The organism is Pedobacter terrestris (genome assembly GCF_052343045.1).
GTDB lineage: Bacteria > Bacteroidota > Bacteroidia > Sphingobacteriales > Sphingobacteriaceae > Pedobacter.
In genome coordinates this window covers 3,032,528-3,046,524 of sequence record NZ_CP180264.1, presented here as the reverse complement: position 1 = coordinate 3,046,524, position 13,997 = coordinate 3,032,528, and the positions used below count along the sequence as shown (strand labels likewise).

The window sequence follows — 13,997 nt, the reverse complement described above, 5'->3', positions numbered from 1 at the left end:
GTTATATTTCTAATTTTGCAATTTGCCCGAAAGGCAAACCTTTAACAACTTCCATAATGTAATCGAGTTTATCTCCAAGACCAAGTTTGTCCAGAGATTTATCCGGACGATCTACCCGAAAATAAGCCAAAAGTGTAAACTTATCGTCCCGAAGCTGAACATAATCGGGAATTTTGGCTATGCCTTTTACTTTAATGATATACATTCTGTCCAAAAATAGCATTTCAAAACGATAAGCTAAAACTCGCCAGGTTTTTTATATCAGGCAATCCCGTTCAGAAATTCTACTGTATTTACATTGTCTGCATAATCCCAAAGTTTGGGATGCTGGCTTTGGCCAAACTCAAAAGTTGGCAATCGCAGTGTAGTTTTGGTTACAATGCATTGAATATCATCTTGCTTGGTTCTTAAAACTTCTGACAAAGTTTCTTCATTTTCATATTCCTCGTAAAAAAGAACAGCAAGGGGAGAAGCCATATTTTCATCTTCTTTTAACAATAAAAAACCATTATCGAAATGTTTTGCCGCATTAACCAAATAAATAGATTTGTTGTAATCGTAGTTATTTTGATATTTGAAATGATTGATTATAGGCAAAAAAACTTCCAAACCTTCATATAAATGAGCAATATCATAACCTTTGGGGAAATAGATTTTTGAAACGTTGCGGCACCCCAAACCAAAATAATCAAAAATATCATGACCAAGTTTCTCTATCTCGGCTTTGCTTTCACTTCCGGTTAAAACGGCTACGCTATTCCGGTTTTTACGGATAATGTTTGGCACTTTACTGAAATAGTAATCGAAATATCTAGAAGAATTGTTGCTGCCAGTTGCGATAACGGCTTCAAAATCTTTCAGTCTTTCTACATATCGAATGTGCGGTTCAAAAGCGGGTTCTATATTAATGAGTTCATTTAAGACAGTTTTGATTAGTTTATCATCTGAAGAGGAAAGTTTAATTAACGCAATGTTTCCGGTGGCCAATACGCATAAAACATCGTGAAAACCAACCATGGGAATGTTTCCGGCAAGTATTAAACCAACCTTTTTTGGATTAGAGCTGAAGCGGATTTGTGTGGCCCAGGTATCAATATCCTCAGGATTTAGCATCTCGCCATAAGCCAAAACAGATTTTTTTATGTTCTCTGCTGTGAACCATGCATTACGGCTTTCTGCACTGTAAAGTGTATTCCCTAGTATGTCAGTGGGGTTTGTAAGCAATTCTCCCAATTTCTTAATGGCGATTATTACTTTCTCATGTGTTAGTGCCGACATATTTAGAATTATTATTAAGTGATTATATCTTATATTTGCAGGGCAAAGGTAAACTAAGCAAAAGAATTAGACGAAAACATGGCAATTAAAATAACAGATGAGTGTATAAATTGTGGGGCTTGCGAACCGGAATGCCCGAATAATGCAATTTATGATGCCGGTACTGCATGGCGTTTTTCTGACGGAACTAACCTGGAGGGAGTTATCGATTTTGGTAATCAACAAATTGAGGCAGATGCTACTCAAGATGCGGTTTCTGATGAAGTATATTATATCGTATCGGATAAATGTACAGAGTGTAAAGGATTTCATGATGAGCCACAGTGCGCTGCGGTTTGTCCGGTGGATTGTTGCGTGGATGATGAAGATATCCGCGAAACAGAAGAAGAATTATTGGCTAAGAAAGCCTGGTTACACCAGGAAGGTTAGTCTTTTCAGATATTTACATAGAAAAGTCCTGGCGTAAGTCAGGACTTTTTTCGTTTACTGTCGGGGAGTTTAGAGTAAAGTGATATCGACATTTCGTCATTTCAAACTGTGGTGTAGTGTATTGGTGTGAAGCAGTCTATTTTAAAATTATTTTCCGTGTATTCCGTGTATTCCGTGTTTCCGTGGCGAATCTCTTCCGCTCACCGCCGCTTTGGCTCGTTCTTTTTGACAGCAAAAAGAACCAAAAACTGCCGGCTGGTATTTTTTTATGAAAGTTTATGCTTAGGCTTTGACAGTGGTTCCCAAAAAATACCTATTCCGGTAAAAAGCGGAACGCAGAGATCGTGGTTTGGCTTTAGAAAATGCGCAAAACAGCGCGCCGCTTGATCTACGTCTCGTCATTGCGAACAGCAAGCTTGGATTTTGCGGGTCAGAGTGAAGCAATCTGGTTTGAAATTATTTTCCGTGTATTCCGTGTTTCCGTGGCGAATCTCTTCCGCTCACCGCCGCTTGGGCTCGTTCTTTTTGACAGCAAAAAGAACCAAAAACTGCCGGCTGGTATTTTTTTTATGAAAGTTTCTGCTTAGGCTTTGACAGTGGTTCCCAAAAAATACCTATGCCGGTAACAAGCGGAACGTAGAGATGGTGGTTTGGCTTTAGAAAATGCATAAGTTAGCAGACTTTTTCTCAATATTTCGTCATTGCGAACAGCAAGCTTGGATTTTGCGGGTCAGAGTGAAGCAATCTCGTTTGAAATTATTTTCCGTGTATTCCGTGTTTCCGTGGCGAATCTCTTCCGCTCACCGCCGCTTGGGCTCGTTCTTTTTGACAGCAAAAAGAACCAAAAACTGCCGGCTGGGATTTTTTTATGAAAGTTTCTGCTTAGGCTTTGACAGTGGTTCCCAAAAAATACCTATGCCGGTAAAAAGCGGAACGTAGTGATCGAGGTTTGGCTTTAGAAAATGCGCAAAACAGCGCGCCGCTTGATCTACGTCTCGTCATTGCGAACAGCCAGCTTGGATTTTGCGCGTCAGAGTGAAGAAATCCGGTTTGAAATTATTTTCCGTGTATTCCGTGTTTCCGTGGCGAATCTCTTCCGCTCACCGCCGCTTGGGCTCGTTCTTTTTGACAGCAAAAAGAACCAAAAACTGCCGGCTGGTATTTTTTTATGAAAGTTTATGATTAGGCTTTGACAGTGGTTTCCAAAAAATACCTATGCCGGTAAAAAGCGGAACGTAGAGATAGTGGTTTGGCTTTAGAAAATGCATAAGTTAGCAGACTTTTTCTCAATATTTCGTCATTGCGAACAGCAAGCTTGGATTTTGCGCGTCGATCTGAAGCAATCTATTTTGAAATTATTTTCCGTGTATTCCGTGTTTCCGTGTCGAATCTCTTCCGCTCACCGCCGCTACTTCTCCGTTTTTTACCACGTTCTATGTGTTTTTTTAGCAGGTTACCATGCCAAATAAACCAATAACCACTGGACAAAAACGCCTAATTAGTCAATATCACACTTATTTGGAATAATTAAGACCGGACAAGCAGATTTACGTGCCACGTGTTCGGCCACACTTCCCATTAAAAAATGATAAAGACCGGTTCTTCCATAAGTCCCAATAACGATTAAGTCAGAGCCCCATTCATCAGACTGCTGAATAATACCATGGGCGGCAGTATCTACTACACTGAGATATGTTGTTTTAATATCGTTACCAAATTTATTTTCAATCTCTTTAAGTAAAATATGACTGTTCTCCTCGCTGTTGTCATAGGTTTCTAGAAATACCGGAGCTAGTGTGAGGTCGGGATTTACGTTTGCAGGTACAGGTTCAATAATATTTACAAGCGCTACTTCAGCACCAAATTTATCGGCCATATCATAACCCGCTTTTGCAGCTTTCTCAGAGCAAGTGCTGTTGTCTACAGCAATTAATATTTTTTTAAAATTCATGGCGGAGCATATGTGAATGTTCACAACACAGAAATAACAATTTTAGGGGCAAAATGTTGGGCTATTCGGGTAATTTATTAGTTTTACAAAAGTTATACGAGCAAAATAAATGGAAAATCAATATGGCATTTGCCGCGTTGCTGTTGCGCCTCTCCGCGCCGAACCTTCTGATAAAGCAGAAATTGTATCTCAACTTTTATTTGGTGAACATGTAGAAATTATTCAGAAAGAGGAGCGTTGGTGGCTCATTCAAAACGGATACGACGCTTATCAAGGTTGGATTGATTTTAGACAATTGGCCTTAATATCCCAAGATCAGTTTGTAGACATGCACGATTGCAAAAATCTTGCGCCATTAAATTTCAATAATGTACTCGAAGCAGAAGATGGGACTGTATATCATTTAAGTCCGGCTAGCAATTTACCCTTCCTGGAAGACAATGTTTGTTACGCTGGTAAGGAAACATTTACACTCGCATTTGATGCACACGATTCAACCTTGGCAAATTTCAAAACAGAAGTTGAACAGACGGCTAAATTTTTTCAGAACATTCCATATTTATGGGGCGGAAGACATTTGTTTGGATTAGATTGCTCTGGTTTTGTACAAGTGGTTTTTAAATTGCTGGGAATAAAGTTGCATAGAGATGCATCACAGCAGGCAGAACAAGGTGAATTGGTTGGTTTTTTAGCCGAATGCAAACCAGGGGACGTTGCTTTTTTTGATAATGATGAGGGAAAAATAACTCATGTTGGCATTATGTTGAGTGCGAACGAAATTATCCATTCATCAGCAAAAGTTAAAATTGACCCGATAGATGATCAAGGAATTTTTAGCAAAGAATTGGGCAGATACACGCATAAACTCAGAATTATAAAAAGATTTGTGGAATAAGAGGTGACAATGAATCCTATTATAAAAGGAACAAATCTTATGTCTGCAAAATTTAAAATCCAAATTTCCGATCCATGTATTGAGAAGTGGGCTTCTATGCAACAACAAGCTGATGGCAGATTTTGCAGTTCATGCCAGAAGAGTGTAGTTGATTTTACACAATTTTCTGATGTCGACTTACAAAACTGGTTTGCAAGCAACAAATCTACAGCTTGCGGGCGTTTTAATCCGGAACAGCTCGATCGGCTAATTATGACAAAACCAGTTCTTAATTTACGAAGATTTAAACCTGCATTATTTACCGCTTCTCTGTTGGCATTTCTAGTTATGCCCAAAATCGGTGATGCCTCTTCGCGCGCTGCCGCTCCATTCATTCAACTTGACAACAACAAAACGCATATTGTAAATGCAGAAAAAAAAAGCAGTGACGGCGATGTCTTCGTTCTTCGCGGTAAACTGGTTGATGGGACTGACGATTCGCCAATCATCGGTGCGCTTGTGAAAGTGAAAAATAGTAAAATAACGGCGACAACAGGTGAAAATGGCGTGTTTGAGTTTAGGTTAAACAAAGCACAATTTAAAGATAAAGTGTTCTTAGAAATAAGGTATATAGGTTATGAAAGTAAAGAAGTTAAGTTAAATCTGAATAAAACAAATACCTTAATTAAAATGAAAATGGACAGTTCTATTTTGGGCGGTTTTGGGTTAGTGAAAGAACCAACGCTTATGCGTAAGTTTTTTAGCATATTTAGGGCTTAGCAATAGAAATTAGCTAAAAGGACTATTATTCCAATTCCCAAACCATAACCTGTCTATCGTCTCCGGTAGAAATTAAGTGTTTTCCGCTTACGCTCCACAATAATGTATTGATAGAATGTGTGTGGCCGGTTTCAGTTTTCTCCAAACTTAAAATTTTGTAAAGTTTAAAGTTTTCTGCGTCCCAGATCTTAATGCTTTTATCCTGGCTGCTTGTTGCAAAAATGGGTAAATACGGATGAAAAACAATCGTATAAACCGTAAACATATGTGCGGCAATACTTTGCTGCAATTCATAATCTGGTAAATTCCAGATTTTTAGTTGCGCGTCCCGACTTCCGGAAATTAAATATTTTCCTTCTGGATGATAGGCCAACGAGGTTACAGGCATGGTGTGACCATGGAGGTTTCGTTTCAAACTGTAATCCGAAAGATTGTAGATTTTAACCAAATGATCTTTACATCCAAAAGCAATTTCCGTTTCGTCTGGAGAAATTGCAATTGTTCTCACGGTATCATACGCCGCCTGAAAGCGATAGATTTCTTCAAAATCATTTAAAGACCAAATGGCAACCGTCCCGTCTTCGCCTGTTGTGATCAGTTCATGCTTAGAATTAACGGTGTTAATGTCGAAGATTGGTTTGGTATGTGCATTGACGCGGACAATGACCTTTTGTTGTTTAAGATCATACACGCTAAATGCACCGCTGCGTTCGCCTACAAAAAGTTGATTGTTGTGCTGGTGAAGACAATAAACTGAGCTTTGTACAGGCATTTTAACCTTCACAAAAGCCATTTCTTCCAATGACCATTCTACAACGCCTTTATCATTACCTGCGCTGTAAAACAAGTTTTCTTCATCAGATAAAGCTAAAGCATAAATAGGGTTTTGATGACCAGAAAGGGTTTTTAAGTGTTTAAGCATGTGTGTAAGGCTGGAAGGTGAATGGGGGTAAGGTTGAAGGATATGTAAACCCTTCAGCGCTCACTTTATTGATGTCTTTTCTCCAAATTTTTCGCAATATCCTGAATAGACAATCCTTTTTCCTTCAGTAAAAATAAAAGATGAAAAACAAGATCAGATGCTTCACCAATAAATTCTTCTTCAGTCTCTGCAAGGGCTGCAATTACGGTTTCTACACCTTCTTCGCCAACTTTTTGGGCAATTTTGTTTAAACCTTTGCTGCGCATTTTATTGATATACGAACCTTCAACAGGATTTTCATATCGATCGGTAATGATATTCTCCAATTCAAAGATGAAATTCTGATTAAAATCGGTTGCAAAACAACTGCGGCTTCCTGTGTGGCAAGTTGGACCAACAGCATCTGCCTTAATCAGTATTGTATCGTTATCACAATCCTTAAAAATCTCTTTAACATATAAAAAGTTATTGCTGGTTTCGCCTTTCGTCCACAAGCGGTTTTTAGACCGAGAAAAGAACGTAACTTTTCCTTCTGCCTGGGTTTTTTCTAAAGCCTCAGCATTCATATAACCAAGCATTAATACTTCAAGGGTTTTATAATCCTGAATAATTACGGGCAGCAAACCAGCCGTTTTTTCCCAATCAAGGGAATTGATATCGATAGTCATTTTTATGATCTTTCCGTCATTTTAAGATTCAAAAGTAGCCTTAGCAGTTGTACTTGGTTTTTAATCCATTGTATTAAGATTGCTTCGTAGCTCGCAATGACGAGTTTATTATTATATCCTTACCGGAATATTATTCTTTTTTAATTCCTGTTTTAAATCTGGTATCAGAATTTCGCCATAATGAAATACGGAAGCGGCTAGAGCTGCATCTACATTTGCATTCTGGAATACTTCTGTAAAATGTTGCATGTTTCCGGCTCCGCCCGATGCGATAATCGGGATATTGATCATTTCATTTACTTTACTAAGCAAATTACAATCAAAACCTGACTTGGTGCCGTCGTGATCCATTGATGTGAGAAGGATTTCTCCGGCTCCTAAATCTTCGGCTTGTCTGATCCAGTTTTCTGTTTCAAGTTCTGTAATCAATCGGCCGCCGTTGAGGTGAACCATGTTTCTTCCATTTACATGTTTGGTATCTACAGCGAGTACAACAAATTGTACGCCGAAAGCTTTTGCCAAATCTTCGATTAACTGCGGATTGCGTACTGCAGCAGAATTGATACTGATTTTATCAGCTCCGGCATTTAATAAGGCTTCTGCATCTGCGAGTTCGGTTATTCCTCCGCCAATGGTGAACGGTATATTCAACTGTCGCGCAACGGATTTGACCATTTCAATCATTGTTTTACGGCGTTCATGTGTTGCCGTTATATCGAGAAAAACGAGTTCATCTGCACCTTGTTGCGCATATTGAGCTGCAAGTTCTACAGGATCTCCGGCATCACGTAAATCAACAAAATTTACGCCTTTTACGGTTCGACCATCTTTAACGTCTAGACATGGAATTATTCTTTTACTTAACATTTTTCTTGGGCTCAGTCATTGCGAGGTACGAAGCAATCTGTTTAGCATGAAAGATTGCTTCGTACCTCGCAATGACGATTTACTTTAGTTTCGTGGGGCTTAAATTGAACTCAAAGCTTTCAAATTCCATTCTTTAATTTCCTCAATAGTGATGCGGTTTTCATAAATTGCTTTCCCTACAACTACACTTCGTACGTCTAGTTTAGCAAGGTCTTTAATATCGTCCATAGAACTTACTCCGCCAGATGCGATTAGTTTAATAAATGGCGAATGTTCCAGTAGTTTTTGATACAATTCTACTGCGGCGCCTCCAAGTTTTCCATCTTTATTGATGTCTGTACACAAAAAGCGGAAAAAACCCAGTTGCAAACATTTGTCTACATAGTCCATGAGTTTCATCGGCGAGCTTTCCATCCATCCAGAGTATTTGATTACTTCGTCCAGCACATCAATAGCGATAACAATTCTGTTTGCATAATCGTCTTTTTTTGCAAAAGTTTCGCTCAGTTGAGGTAAAAAATCCGGGTTTGTGATGGCCTGTGTGCCTACAATAACACGATGAATGCCTGCATCAAGTAAGTTATTTACCTGTTCAATGGTTCGGATACCGCCACCATATTGAACTTTCATTTCGGTTTTTTTGATGATTTCGAACAATGACTTTTGATTGCTGAAATCCCCTTTCGCACCATTCAAGTCAATAATATGGATGAAATCTGTTCCGTTAGAGCGGTATCTTTCGATCATTTCGGCAATAGAAACATCATATTCCGTTTTCTGGTTGTAGTCACCTTCGCGCAAGCGCACTACTTTTCCATCCAAAATATCAATAGCAGGTATTATGTACATCTTATAAGCTTATGTTTGAAAAATTTTTTAATACTTTTTCTCCGGCTTTCCCCGATTTTTCAGGGTGAAATTGTACGCCGTAAAAATTGTCTCTTTGTACTGCTGCCGAAAATTTTAAACCGTAATCGGCAGATGCAATATCAAAAGTAGGGTTATATTCAATAAAGTACGAATGAACGAAGTAAAAATGCGCATTATCTTCTATTCCTTTAAATAAGGCATTGTTTTTTACCTGAACAGCATTCCAACCCATATGCGGAACTTTGATGTTCAGGGATTTATCAAATTTCTTCGTTTTAACAGGAACAATAGCTAAAAGTTTCGCATCACCTTCTTCAGAATGTTCTGTAATCAGCTGCATACCCACACAAATGCCTAAAACAGGTTTGGTTAATTTTGTTAAAGCTTCAACCATTCCAGTCGCCTTTAATTTTTCCATAGCAGCGCCGGCGTGGCCAACACCAGGAATGATAATGTGGCTAAACTGATCTAAATCTGTTTCTGTATTTACCATTCCGTATTGAAGGTTTAACCGATCAAGCGCAGCTTTTAAAGAAAAAATATTGCCTGCTCCGTAATTTACTATTCCAATTAGCCCCCCGCCCCCTGAAGGGGGAGTTGAATTTCTATCGTTCATATCTGTTTGCATAATTTATCCTCATTTTTAAAGAGTGACAGTTAACTAAATTGTCTTCTTCCTGTGGTCATTAGATCCCCTTGGGAGGGCTGGGGCTTATAACATTCCTTTAGTGCTTGGCAATACCATTTTTTCGGCGTCGCGTTTTATGGCCATTTTTATGGCTTTAGCAAACGCTTTGAAAATCGCTTCAATTTTATGGTGTTCATTTTCGCCTTCTGCTTTAATATTTAGATTGCATTTTGCCGCATCGCTGAAAGATTTGAAGAAATGATAAAACATTTCTGTAGGCATATCGCCAACTTTCTCGCGCTTAAATTCTGCATCCCAAACAATCCAGTTTCTGCCGCCAAAATCAATAGCAACCTGCGCAAGGCAATCGTCCATTGGCAAACAAAAGCCATAACGTTCAATACCTAATTTGTTACCCAAACCTTTAGCAAAGGCTTCGCCAAGCGCAATTCCGGTATCTTCAATAGTGTGGTGTTCATCAATATGTAAATCGCCTTTGGCTATTACTTCCAGATCAACACTTCCGTGTCTGGCAATTTGATCCAGCATATGATCGAAGAAATTTAATCCGGTTTCAATTTTCGCTTTACCCGTTCCATCCAAATCCAAATTTATCGTAATATCTGTTTCATTTGTTTTGCGGATGTGGTTAATCTTCCTGCTTCCGGCTTTTAATAAATTATAAATGTCTTCCCATTTTTGGGTTTCCAAAATAATAATATCCAATAAGGTTTCGTGTTTATCCAGTGCTTCTGCAGATCCGAGTGCATCGTTCTGACGTAAGAAGATTGCTTTTGCCCCCAGATTTTTTGCCAGAATAACATCATTTAAACGATCGCCAATTACATAAGAATTTTGTAAATCATAATCGCCAGCCAGATATTTGGTCAACAAAGCAGTTCCAGGTTTACGGGTAGGCGCATTGTCTTTTGCGAAAGTTCTGTCTATTACAATCTCGCTAAATTGTACACCTTCACCAGCAAAAGTATCGAGCATAAAATTATGGATTGGCCAGAAATTTTCTTCCGGATTTGATGCTGTTCCCAATCCATCCTGATTGGTTACCATCACCAATTCATAATCCATTTCGTGCGCAATTTTAGACAAATAATACAAAGCGCGTGGATAAAATTTGAGCTTGGTAAAACTGTCTACTTGCTCGTCGTCTGGTTCTATATTAAGTGTTCCATCCCGATCGATAAACAATACCTTTTTCATTATATATTTTTTAAAACGTTTAGTAATTTTTGATTCTCTTCTTTGGTGCCAACTGTAAAGCGTAAACAACCTTCGCAAAGGGTAACTTTTGATCGGTCTCTAACAATAATTCCTTCATCTACCAAACGGTCATAAATCTGTTGTGCATTTGTTACTTCTGCAAGTATAAAATTGGCATCAGATGGATGCACTTTTTTAACCAATTCTAGTGCTGATAATTCTTTAGAAAGTTGCGCTCTTTCTGCTACAGATTCCCGTATCCATTGGTTCACTTGATCGATGTTTTTTAACGCTTCAAAAGCGAGATCCTGAGTTGCCTGATTAATGTTGTAAGGTGGCTTAACTTTGTTTAATAAATCGATTACTTTTGTAGATGAAAATGCCATACCCAAACGTAAAGCTGCAAGCCCCCAGGCTTTAGAAAAAGTTTGCAAAACAACCAGGTTTGCATACTCTGTTAACTCTTGTATAAAGGTCTTTTGTTTTGCATAATTTATGTACGCTTCATCAATCACAACTATACCTTTAAAGTTGGCTAGTATGGTTTCAATATCTGTGCGATTTATTGAATTTCCTGTCGGATTATTTGGCGAACAAATGAAAATTATTTTGGTGTTTTTATCTATCGTTTCAGCAATTTTTTCGAGGTCTAACTGATAGTTTGGAAGCAGGTTTACTTTGCGCGCTTCTACATCATTTATGTTGGCACAAACCTCATACATTCCGTACGTTGGCGGAAGGATAATTACATTGTCTTTTCCGGGATTACAAAACACGCGAAATAATAAATCTATCGCTTCATCGCTACCATTACCTAGAAAAGTATTTTCTATTGGAACGCCTTTTATTTTGCTGAGTGCGTCTTTAAGGTCCAATTGTAAAGGATCTGGATATCGGTTATAATCTGCCGGCAGCGGAGATCCATAACTGTTCTCATTAGCGTCCAGAAAAATGGAAGCCTGACCTTTAAATTCGTCACGTGCGGTAGAGTAGGGACGAAGGTTTTTTATATTTTCTCGTACTAATTCGTTAATGTCCATGATTATCGTTGATGGTCTGAAGTTTAAAATCCAGACGATTTGTTTTTTTAATTATTTAAAGGTCCTTCCTTCTTATGGTCACTGCATTTTTGTGCGCTTCCAAACCTTCTGCTGCTGCGAGGATCTCTACGGTATCTCCAATATTGTTTAATCCTGCTTTGGAAAGATGCTGAAAGGTAATTTTCTTTGTAAATGCGTCTAAGGAGACACCAGAATACGCTTTTGCGAAGCCGCTTGTTGGTAGGGTATGGTTGGTTCCGGAGGCATAATCGCCAGCACTTTCCGGAGTTAAATTTCCTAAGAAAACAGATCCGGCACTGGAAATCAGTGGAATAAGGTTTTCAAAATGATCTGTTGCTAAAATTAAATGTTCAGGTGCATACAGATTGGAAAAATTCATTGCTTCCTTTAAATCTGAAACCTGTAAGCAATAAGAATTTGCTATAGCTTTGGCTGCAATATCTTTTCTTGGCAATTCATTAACTTGAATACCAATCTGTTCAATAACCTGATCTATAATTTTTAATGAATTAGAAACCAATACGGCTTGACTATCAGCTCCATGTTCTGCCTGGGCTAACAGATCTGCGGCCACGTATGACGGATTGGCAGTATCATCGGCCACCACTAAAACTTCAGATGGGCCAGCTGGCATGTCAATCGCCACCTTATTTTGTACTTTGGTTTTGGCCACTGTTACATATCGGTTTCCGGGTCCGAAAATCTTATAAACCTGTGGAATAGTTTCTGTTCCAAAAGCCATTGCCGCAACAGCCTGAGCACCGCCCGCAAGGTATATTTTTTCTATGCCCGATAAGACTGCGCAATAGGCGAGGTAGCAATTGGTTTTACCATCTTCCTGCGGCGGCGAACACACAATGATTTCTGTGCAGCCAGCAAGTTTTGCGGGTGTAGCAAGCATTAAAAATGTACTCGGTAACACAGCGCTTCCGCCTGGAATATAGAGTCCTACTTTTTCTATCGCGCGCGTTTCGCGCCAGCACACCACGCCCGGCATCGTTTCTATTTGATCTTCCGTTTTGGTCTGGCTGGCATGGAATTTTTTGATGTTATTGTAGGCAATATCAATTGCTTTTTTTGCCTCTTCAGGTATCGACGCTGCAATAGAACGGAGTTCTTCGGCGTCTAAAAAGAGCTTGCCTAATTCAACTTTATCAAAGATTTTTGCAAAGTTATAAAGTGCTTTATCGCCGTCTTTTTGAACGCTTTCTATGATACTCGTAACGCGCTCTTCAACAAGTTTATCGTCCTCAATTTGTCGGGAAATGAGTTCTTCAACTTTTAATTTAGATAAATCTGTATAATTGTAGACTTTCAATGTGTTAAAAATTAAAATTAACTAATAGTTAATGTGGTTTCTGCTGTTTTAACAACAATTATTAACGTTCTTACTGGATGATTTTTTCGATTGGCATCACTAAAATTCCTTCAGCTCCTGCGGCTTTCAGTGCATTAATTTTATCCCAGAAATCTTCTTCTGCAATTACAGAATGTACAGCAACCCAGTCTGGTTCAAAGAGCGGAACTACTGTCGGACTTTTAACTCCTGGAAGTAAATCTACAATTTTTTGAAGGTTATCTTTTGATACATTCAGTACAACATATTTGTTGGATTTTGCGCTGAGTACAGAGCGGATTCTCTGGAGTAATTCTGCAACTTCTGGATGGTCTGCAATGGATTTATTTCCGATCAAAACTGCTTCAGATTTCATCACATCTGCAAAGGGTTTTAGTCCGTTGCTTTTTAATGTGCCGCCGGTAGAAACGATATCAAAAATGGCGTCACTTAGGCCAAGTCCTGGTCCTATTTCTACAGATCCGGAAATGGTTCTGATATCGGCATTAATATTTTTTTCTGTCAGAAATTTTTCAAGAATTACGGGGTAAGAGGTTGCGATGGCTTTACCATTCAACTCCTCCAGATTCTGAATTGCACTTGTGGCCTGAACTGCAATTTTAAGAGTGCATTTTCCGAAACCTAATTTTTGCAGGTAACTTACGTGGGCTTTGGTTTCTACAATTACGTTTTCGCCAACAATACCTAAGTCAGCAATTCCATCCTGTACATATTCGGGAATATCATCATCACGAAGGAAAAGAATTTCTAATGGAAAGTTGGTAACTGTTGAAATGAGTGAACTTTTGTAGTTTTCGAAGGATAAACCACAGTTTTTAAGGATTTCTACAGATTTTTCGTTTAACCTACCCGATTTTTGGATAGCAATTTTAAGTGTTTTCAAAGTATTGAATATAGAGTGAACAAGAAAATATTTTACGGAAAAAAGTTTTGAAGTACAAAACAAACATATATCATCGCCTATCGGCGATGGTGTAGATGTAAGTGATGGTTCAAAATTAAGTTCATAAAATTATTTGCGCTTGTATCAATACTTTAGCTGATAGGCGATGGCAAATATATACATTGAAAACTTAAAACAAAAAAATATGGCA

General features: G+C 38.6%; 17 protein-coding genes. 5 read left to right on the top strand and 12 right to left on the bottom strand.

The genetic code is table 11. The features are described 5' to 3' along the window. Window position 1 precedes the first annotated feature (1 nt). Window positions 2–205, bottom strand: a complete 204-nt coding sequence (locus ACJVDH_RS12860) for a fructose-6-phosphate aldolase (protein ID WP_443943808.1) — start codon at window positions 203–205, stop codon at window positions 2–4. 56 nt (window positions 206–261) lie between these two features. Beyond that, on the bottom strand, window positions 262–1,278 hold the full coding sequence (locus ACJVDH_RS12855) for an acyl-CoA reductase (RefSeq protein ID WP_443943807.1): 1,017 nt from the start codon (window positions 1,276–1,278) through the stop codon (window positions 262–264). 78 nt (window positions 1,279–1,356) lie between these two features. Here ACJVDH_RS12855 and ACJVDH_RS12850 point away from each other — a divergent pair, with 78 nt between their 5' ends. The 3 genes from ACJVDH_RS12850 to ACJVDH_RS12840 all read left to right on the top strand — a co-directional run bounded on the left by ACJVDH_RS12850 (window position 1,357) and on the right by ACJVDH_RS12840 (window position 2,879). Continuing rightward, complete coding sequence (locus tag ACJVDH_RS12850; RefSeq protein ID WP_443943806.1) at window positions 1,357–1,707, top strand: 4Fe-4S dicluster domain-containing protein; 351 nt, start codon at window positions 1,357–1,359, stop codon at window positions 1,705–1,707. Window positions 1,708–2,069: 362 nt separating this feature from the next. Next, complete coding sequence (locus ACJVDH_RS12845) at window positions 2,070–2,294, top strand: hypothetical protein (protein ID WP_443943805.1); 225 nt, start codon at window positions 2,070–2,072, stop codon at window positions 2,292–2,294. A 375-nt stretch (window positions 2,295–2,669) separates the two neighbouring features. Then, window positions 2,670–2,879, top strand: a complete 210-nt coding sequence (locus ACJVDH_RS12840) for a hypothetical protein (RefSeq protein WP_443943804.1) — start codon at window positions 2,670–2,672, stop codon at window positions 2,877–2,879. Window positions 2,880–3,205: 326 nt separating this feature from the next. On the opposite strand, the gene ACJVDH_RS12835 is transcribed toward ACJVDH_RS12840, so the two are convergent. Next, entirely contained in the window at window positions 3,206–3,658 is a 453-nt protein-coding gene (locus tag ACJVDH_RS12835) for a universal stress protein (protein ID WP_443943803.1), read from the bottom strand. Between the two features lie 109 nt (window positions 3,659–3,767). On the opposite strand from ACJVDH_RS12835, the gene ACJVDH_RS12830 reads away from it, so the two are divergent. Further along, window positions 3,768–4,553 (top strand): C40 family peptidase, encoded by a 786-nt coding sequence (locus ACJVDH_RS12830; protein WP_443943802.1) that lies wholly within the window; start codon window positions 3,768–3,770, stop codon window positions 4,551–4,553. Between the two features lie 39 nt (window positions 4,554–4,592). Next, on the top strand, window positions 4,593–5,312 hold the full coding sequence (locus tag ACJVDH_RS12825) for a carboxypeptidase-like regulatory domain-containing protein (protein WP_443943801.1): 720 nt from the start codon (window positions 4,593–4,595) through the stop codon (window positions 5,310–5,312). Between the two features lie 25 nt (window positions 5,313–5,337). Here ACJVDH_RS12825 and ACJVDH_RS12820 read toward each other — a convergent pair whose 3' ends face one another. The 9 genes from ACJVDH_RS12820 to hisG form a co-directional block, all read right to left on the bottom strand. Next, window positions 5,338–6,234, bottom strand: a complete 897-nt coding sequence (locus tag ACJVDH_RS12820) for a WD40 repeat domain-containing protein (protein ID WP_443943800.1) — start codon at window positions 6,232–6,234, stop codon at window positions 5,338–5,340. Window positions 6,235–6,299: 65 nt separating this feature from the next. Next, window positions 6,300–6,902: a bifunctional phosphoribosyl-AMP cyclohydrolase/phosphoribosyl-ATP diphosphatase HisIE gene (gene hisIE / locus ACJVDH_RS12815; RefSeq protein WP_443943799.1), complete on the bottom strand. Its 603-nt coding sequence runs from the start codon at window positions 6,900–6,902 to the stop codon at window positions 6,300–6,302. A gap of 111 nt (window positions 6,903–7,013) precedes the next feature. Next, the gene (gene hisF, locus ACJVDH_RS12810) at window positions 7,014–7,769 is read right to left on the bottom strand and encodes an imidazole glycerol phosphate synthase subunit HisF (RefSeq protein ID WP_443943798.1); all 756 of its coding nucleotides are present in this window, start codon (window positions 7,767–7,769) and stop codon (window positions 7,014–7,016) included. Window positions 7,770–7,868: 99 nt separating this feature from the next. Next, window positions 7,869–8,618 carry a 1-(5-phosphoribosyl)-5-[(5-phosphoribosylamino)methylideneamino]imidazole-4-carboxamide isomerase gene (gene hisA, locus ACJVDH_RS12805; protein ID WP_443943797.1) on the bottom strand — a complete coding sequence of 250 codons (750 nt, stop codon included), beginning with the start codon at window positions 8,616–8,618 and terminating at the stop codon, window positions 7,869–7,871. Between the two features lies 1 nt (window position 8,619). After that, a complete protein-coding gene (hisH, locus tag ACJVDH_RS12800) occupies window positions 8,620–9,267 on the bottom strand; it encodes an imidazole glycerol phosphate synthase subunit HisH (protein WP_443943796.1) in 648 nt (215 codons plus the stop codon). Between the two features lie 84 nt (window positions 9,268–9,351). After that, on the bottom strand, window positions 9,352–10,485 hold the full coding sequence (gene hisB, locus ACJVDH_RS12795) for a bifunctional histidinol-phosphatase/imidazoleglycerol-phosphate dehydratase HisB (protein WP_443943795.1): 1,134 nt from the start codon (window positions 10,483–10,485) through the stop codon (window positions 9,352–9,354). Continuing rightward, window positions 10,485–11,525 carry a histidinol-phosphate transaminase gene (hisC, locus tag ACJVDH_RS12790; RefSeq protein ID WP_443943794.1) on the bottom strand — a complete coding sequence of 347 codons (1,041 nt, stop codon included), beginning with the start codon at window positions 11,523–11,525 and terminating at the stop codon, window positions 10,485–10,487. The genes hisB and hisC overlap by 1 nt, the downstream gene beginning before the upstream one ends. Before the next feature lie 55 nt (window positions 11,526–11,580). Then, entirely contained in the window at window positions 11,581–12,864 is a 1,284-nt protein-coding gene (gene hisD / locus ACJVDH_RS12785; protein ID WP_443943793.1) for a histidinol dehydrogenase, read from the bottom strand. A gap of 70 nt (window positions 12,865–12,934) precedes the next feature. After that, window positions 12,935–13,786 carry an ATP phosphoribosyltransferase gene (gene hisG / locus ACJVDH_RS12780; RefSeq protein WP_443943792.1) on the bottom strand — a complete coding sequence of 284 codons (852 nt, stop codon included), beginning with the start codon at window positions 13,784–13,786 and terminating at the stop codon, window positions 12,935–12,937. Window positions 13,787–13,997 lie beyond the last annotated feature (211 nt).

Excerpts from the sequence above, each read along its gene's own strand:
- hisC (WP_443943794.1), bottom strand. The coding sequence starts at position 11,525 with ATGGACATTAACGAATTAGTACGAGAAAATATAAAAAACCTTCGTCCC.
- ACJVDH_RS12820 (WP_443943800.1), bottom strand. The coding sequence starts at position 6,234 with ATGCTTAAACACTTAAAAACCCTTTCTGGTCATCAAAACCCTATTTAT.
- hisIE (WP_443943799.1), bottom strand. The coding sequence starts at position 6,902 with ATGACTATCGATATCAATTCCCTTGATTGGGAAAAAACGGCTGGTTTG.
- ACJVDH_RS12840 (WP_443943804.1), top strand. The coding sequence starts at position 2,670 with ATGCGCAAAACAGCGCGCCGCTTGATCTACGTCTCGTCATTGCGAACA.
- hisA (WP_443943797.1), bottom strand. The coding sequence starts at position 8,618 with ATGTACATAATACCTGCTATTGATATTTTGGATGGAAAAGTAGTGCGC.
- ACJVDH_RS12845 (WP_443943805.1), top strand. The coding sequence starts at position 2,070 with ATGCGCAAAACAGCGCGCCGCTTGATCTACGTCTCGTCATTGCGAACA.
- hisH (WP_443943796.1), bottom strand. The coding sequence starts at position 9,267 with ATGCAAACAGATATGAACGATAGAAATTCAACTCCCCCTTCAGGGGGC.
- ACJVDH_RS12835 (WP_443943803.1), bottom strand. The coding sequence starts at position 3,658 with ATGAATTTTAAAAAAATATTAATTGCTGTAGACAACAGCACTTGCTCT.
- ACJVDH_RS12860 (WP_443943808.1), bottom strand. The coding sequence starts at position 205 with ATGTATATCATTAAAGTAAAAGGCATAGCCAAAATTCCCGATTATGTT.
- ACJVDH_RS12855 (WP_443943807.1), bottom strand. The coding sequence starts at position 1,278 with ATGTCGGCACTAACACATGAGAAAGTAATAATCGCCATTAAGAAATTG.
- ACJVDH_RS12830 (WP_443943802.1), top strand. The coding sequence starts at position 3,768 with ATGGAAAATCAATATGGCATTTGCCGCGTTGCTGTTGCGCCTCTCCGC.
- hisF (WP_443943798.1), bottom strand. The coding sequence starts at position 7,769 with ATGTTAAGTAAAAGAATAATTCCATGTCTAGACGTTAAAGATGGTCGA.
- ACJVDH_RS12850 (WP_443943806.1), top strand. The coding sequence starts at position 1,357 with ATGGCAATTAAAATAACAGATGAGTGTATAAATTGTGGGGCTTGCGAA.
- hisB (WP_443943795.1), bottom strand. The coding sequence starts at position 10,485 with ATGAAAAAGGTATTGTTTATCGATCGGGATGGAACACTTAATATAGAA.
- ACJVDH_RS12825 (WP_443943801.1), top strand. The coding sequence starts at position 4,593 with ATGTCTGCAAAATTTAAAATCCAAATTTCCGATCCATGTATTGAGAAG.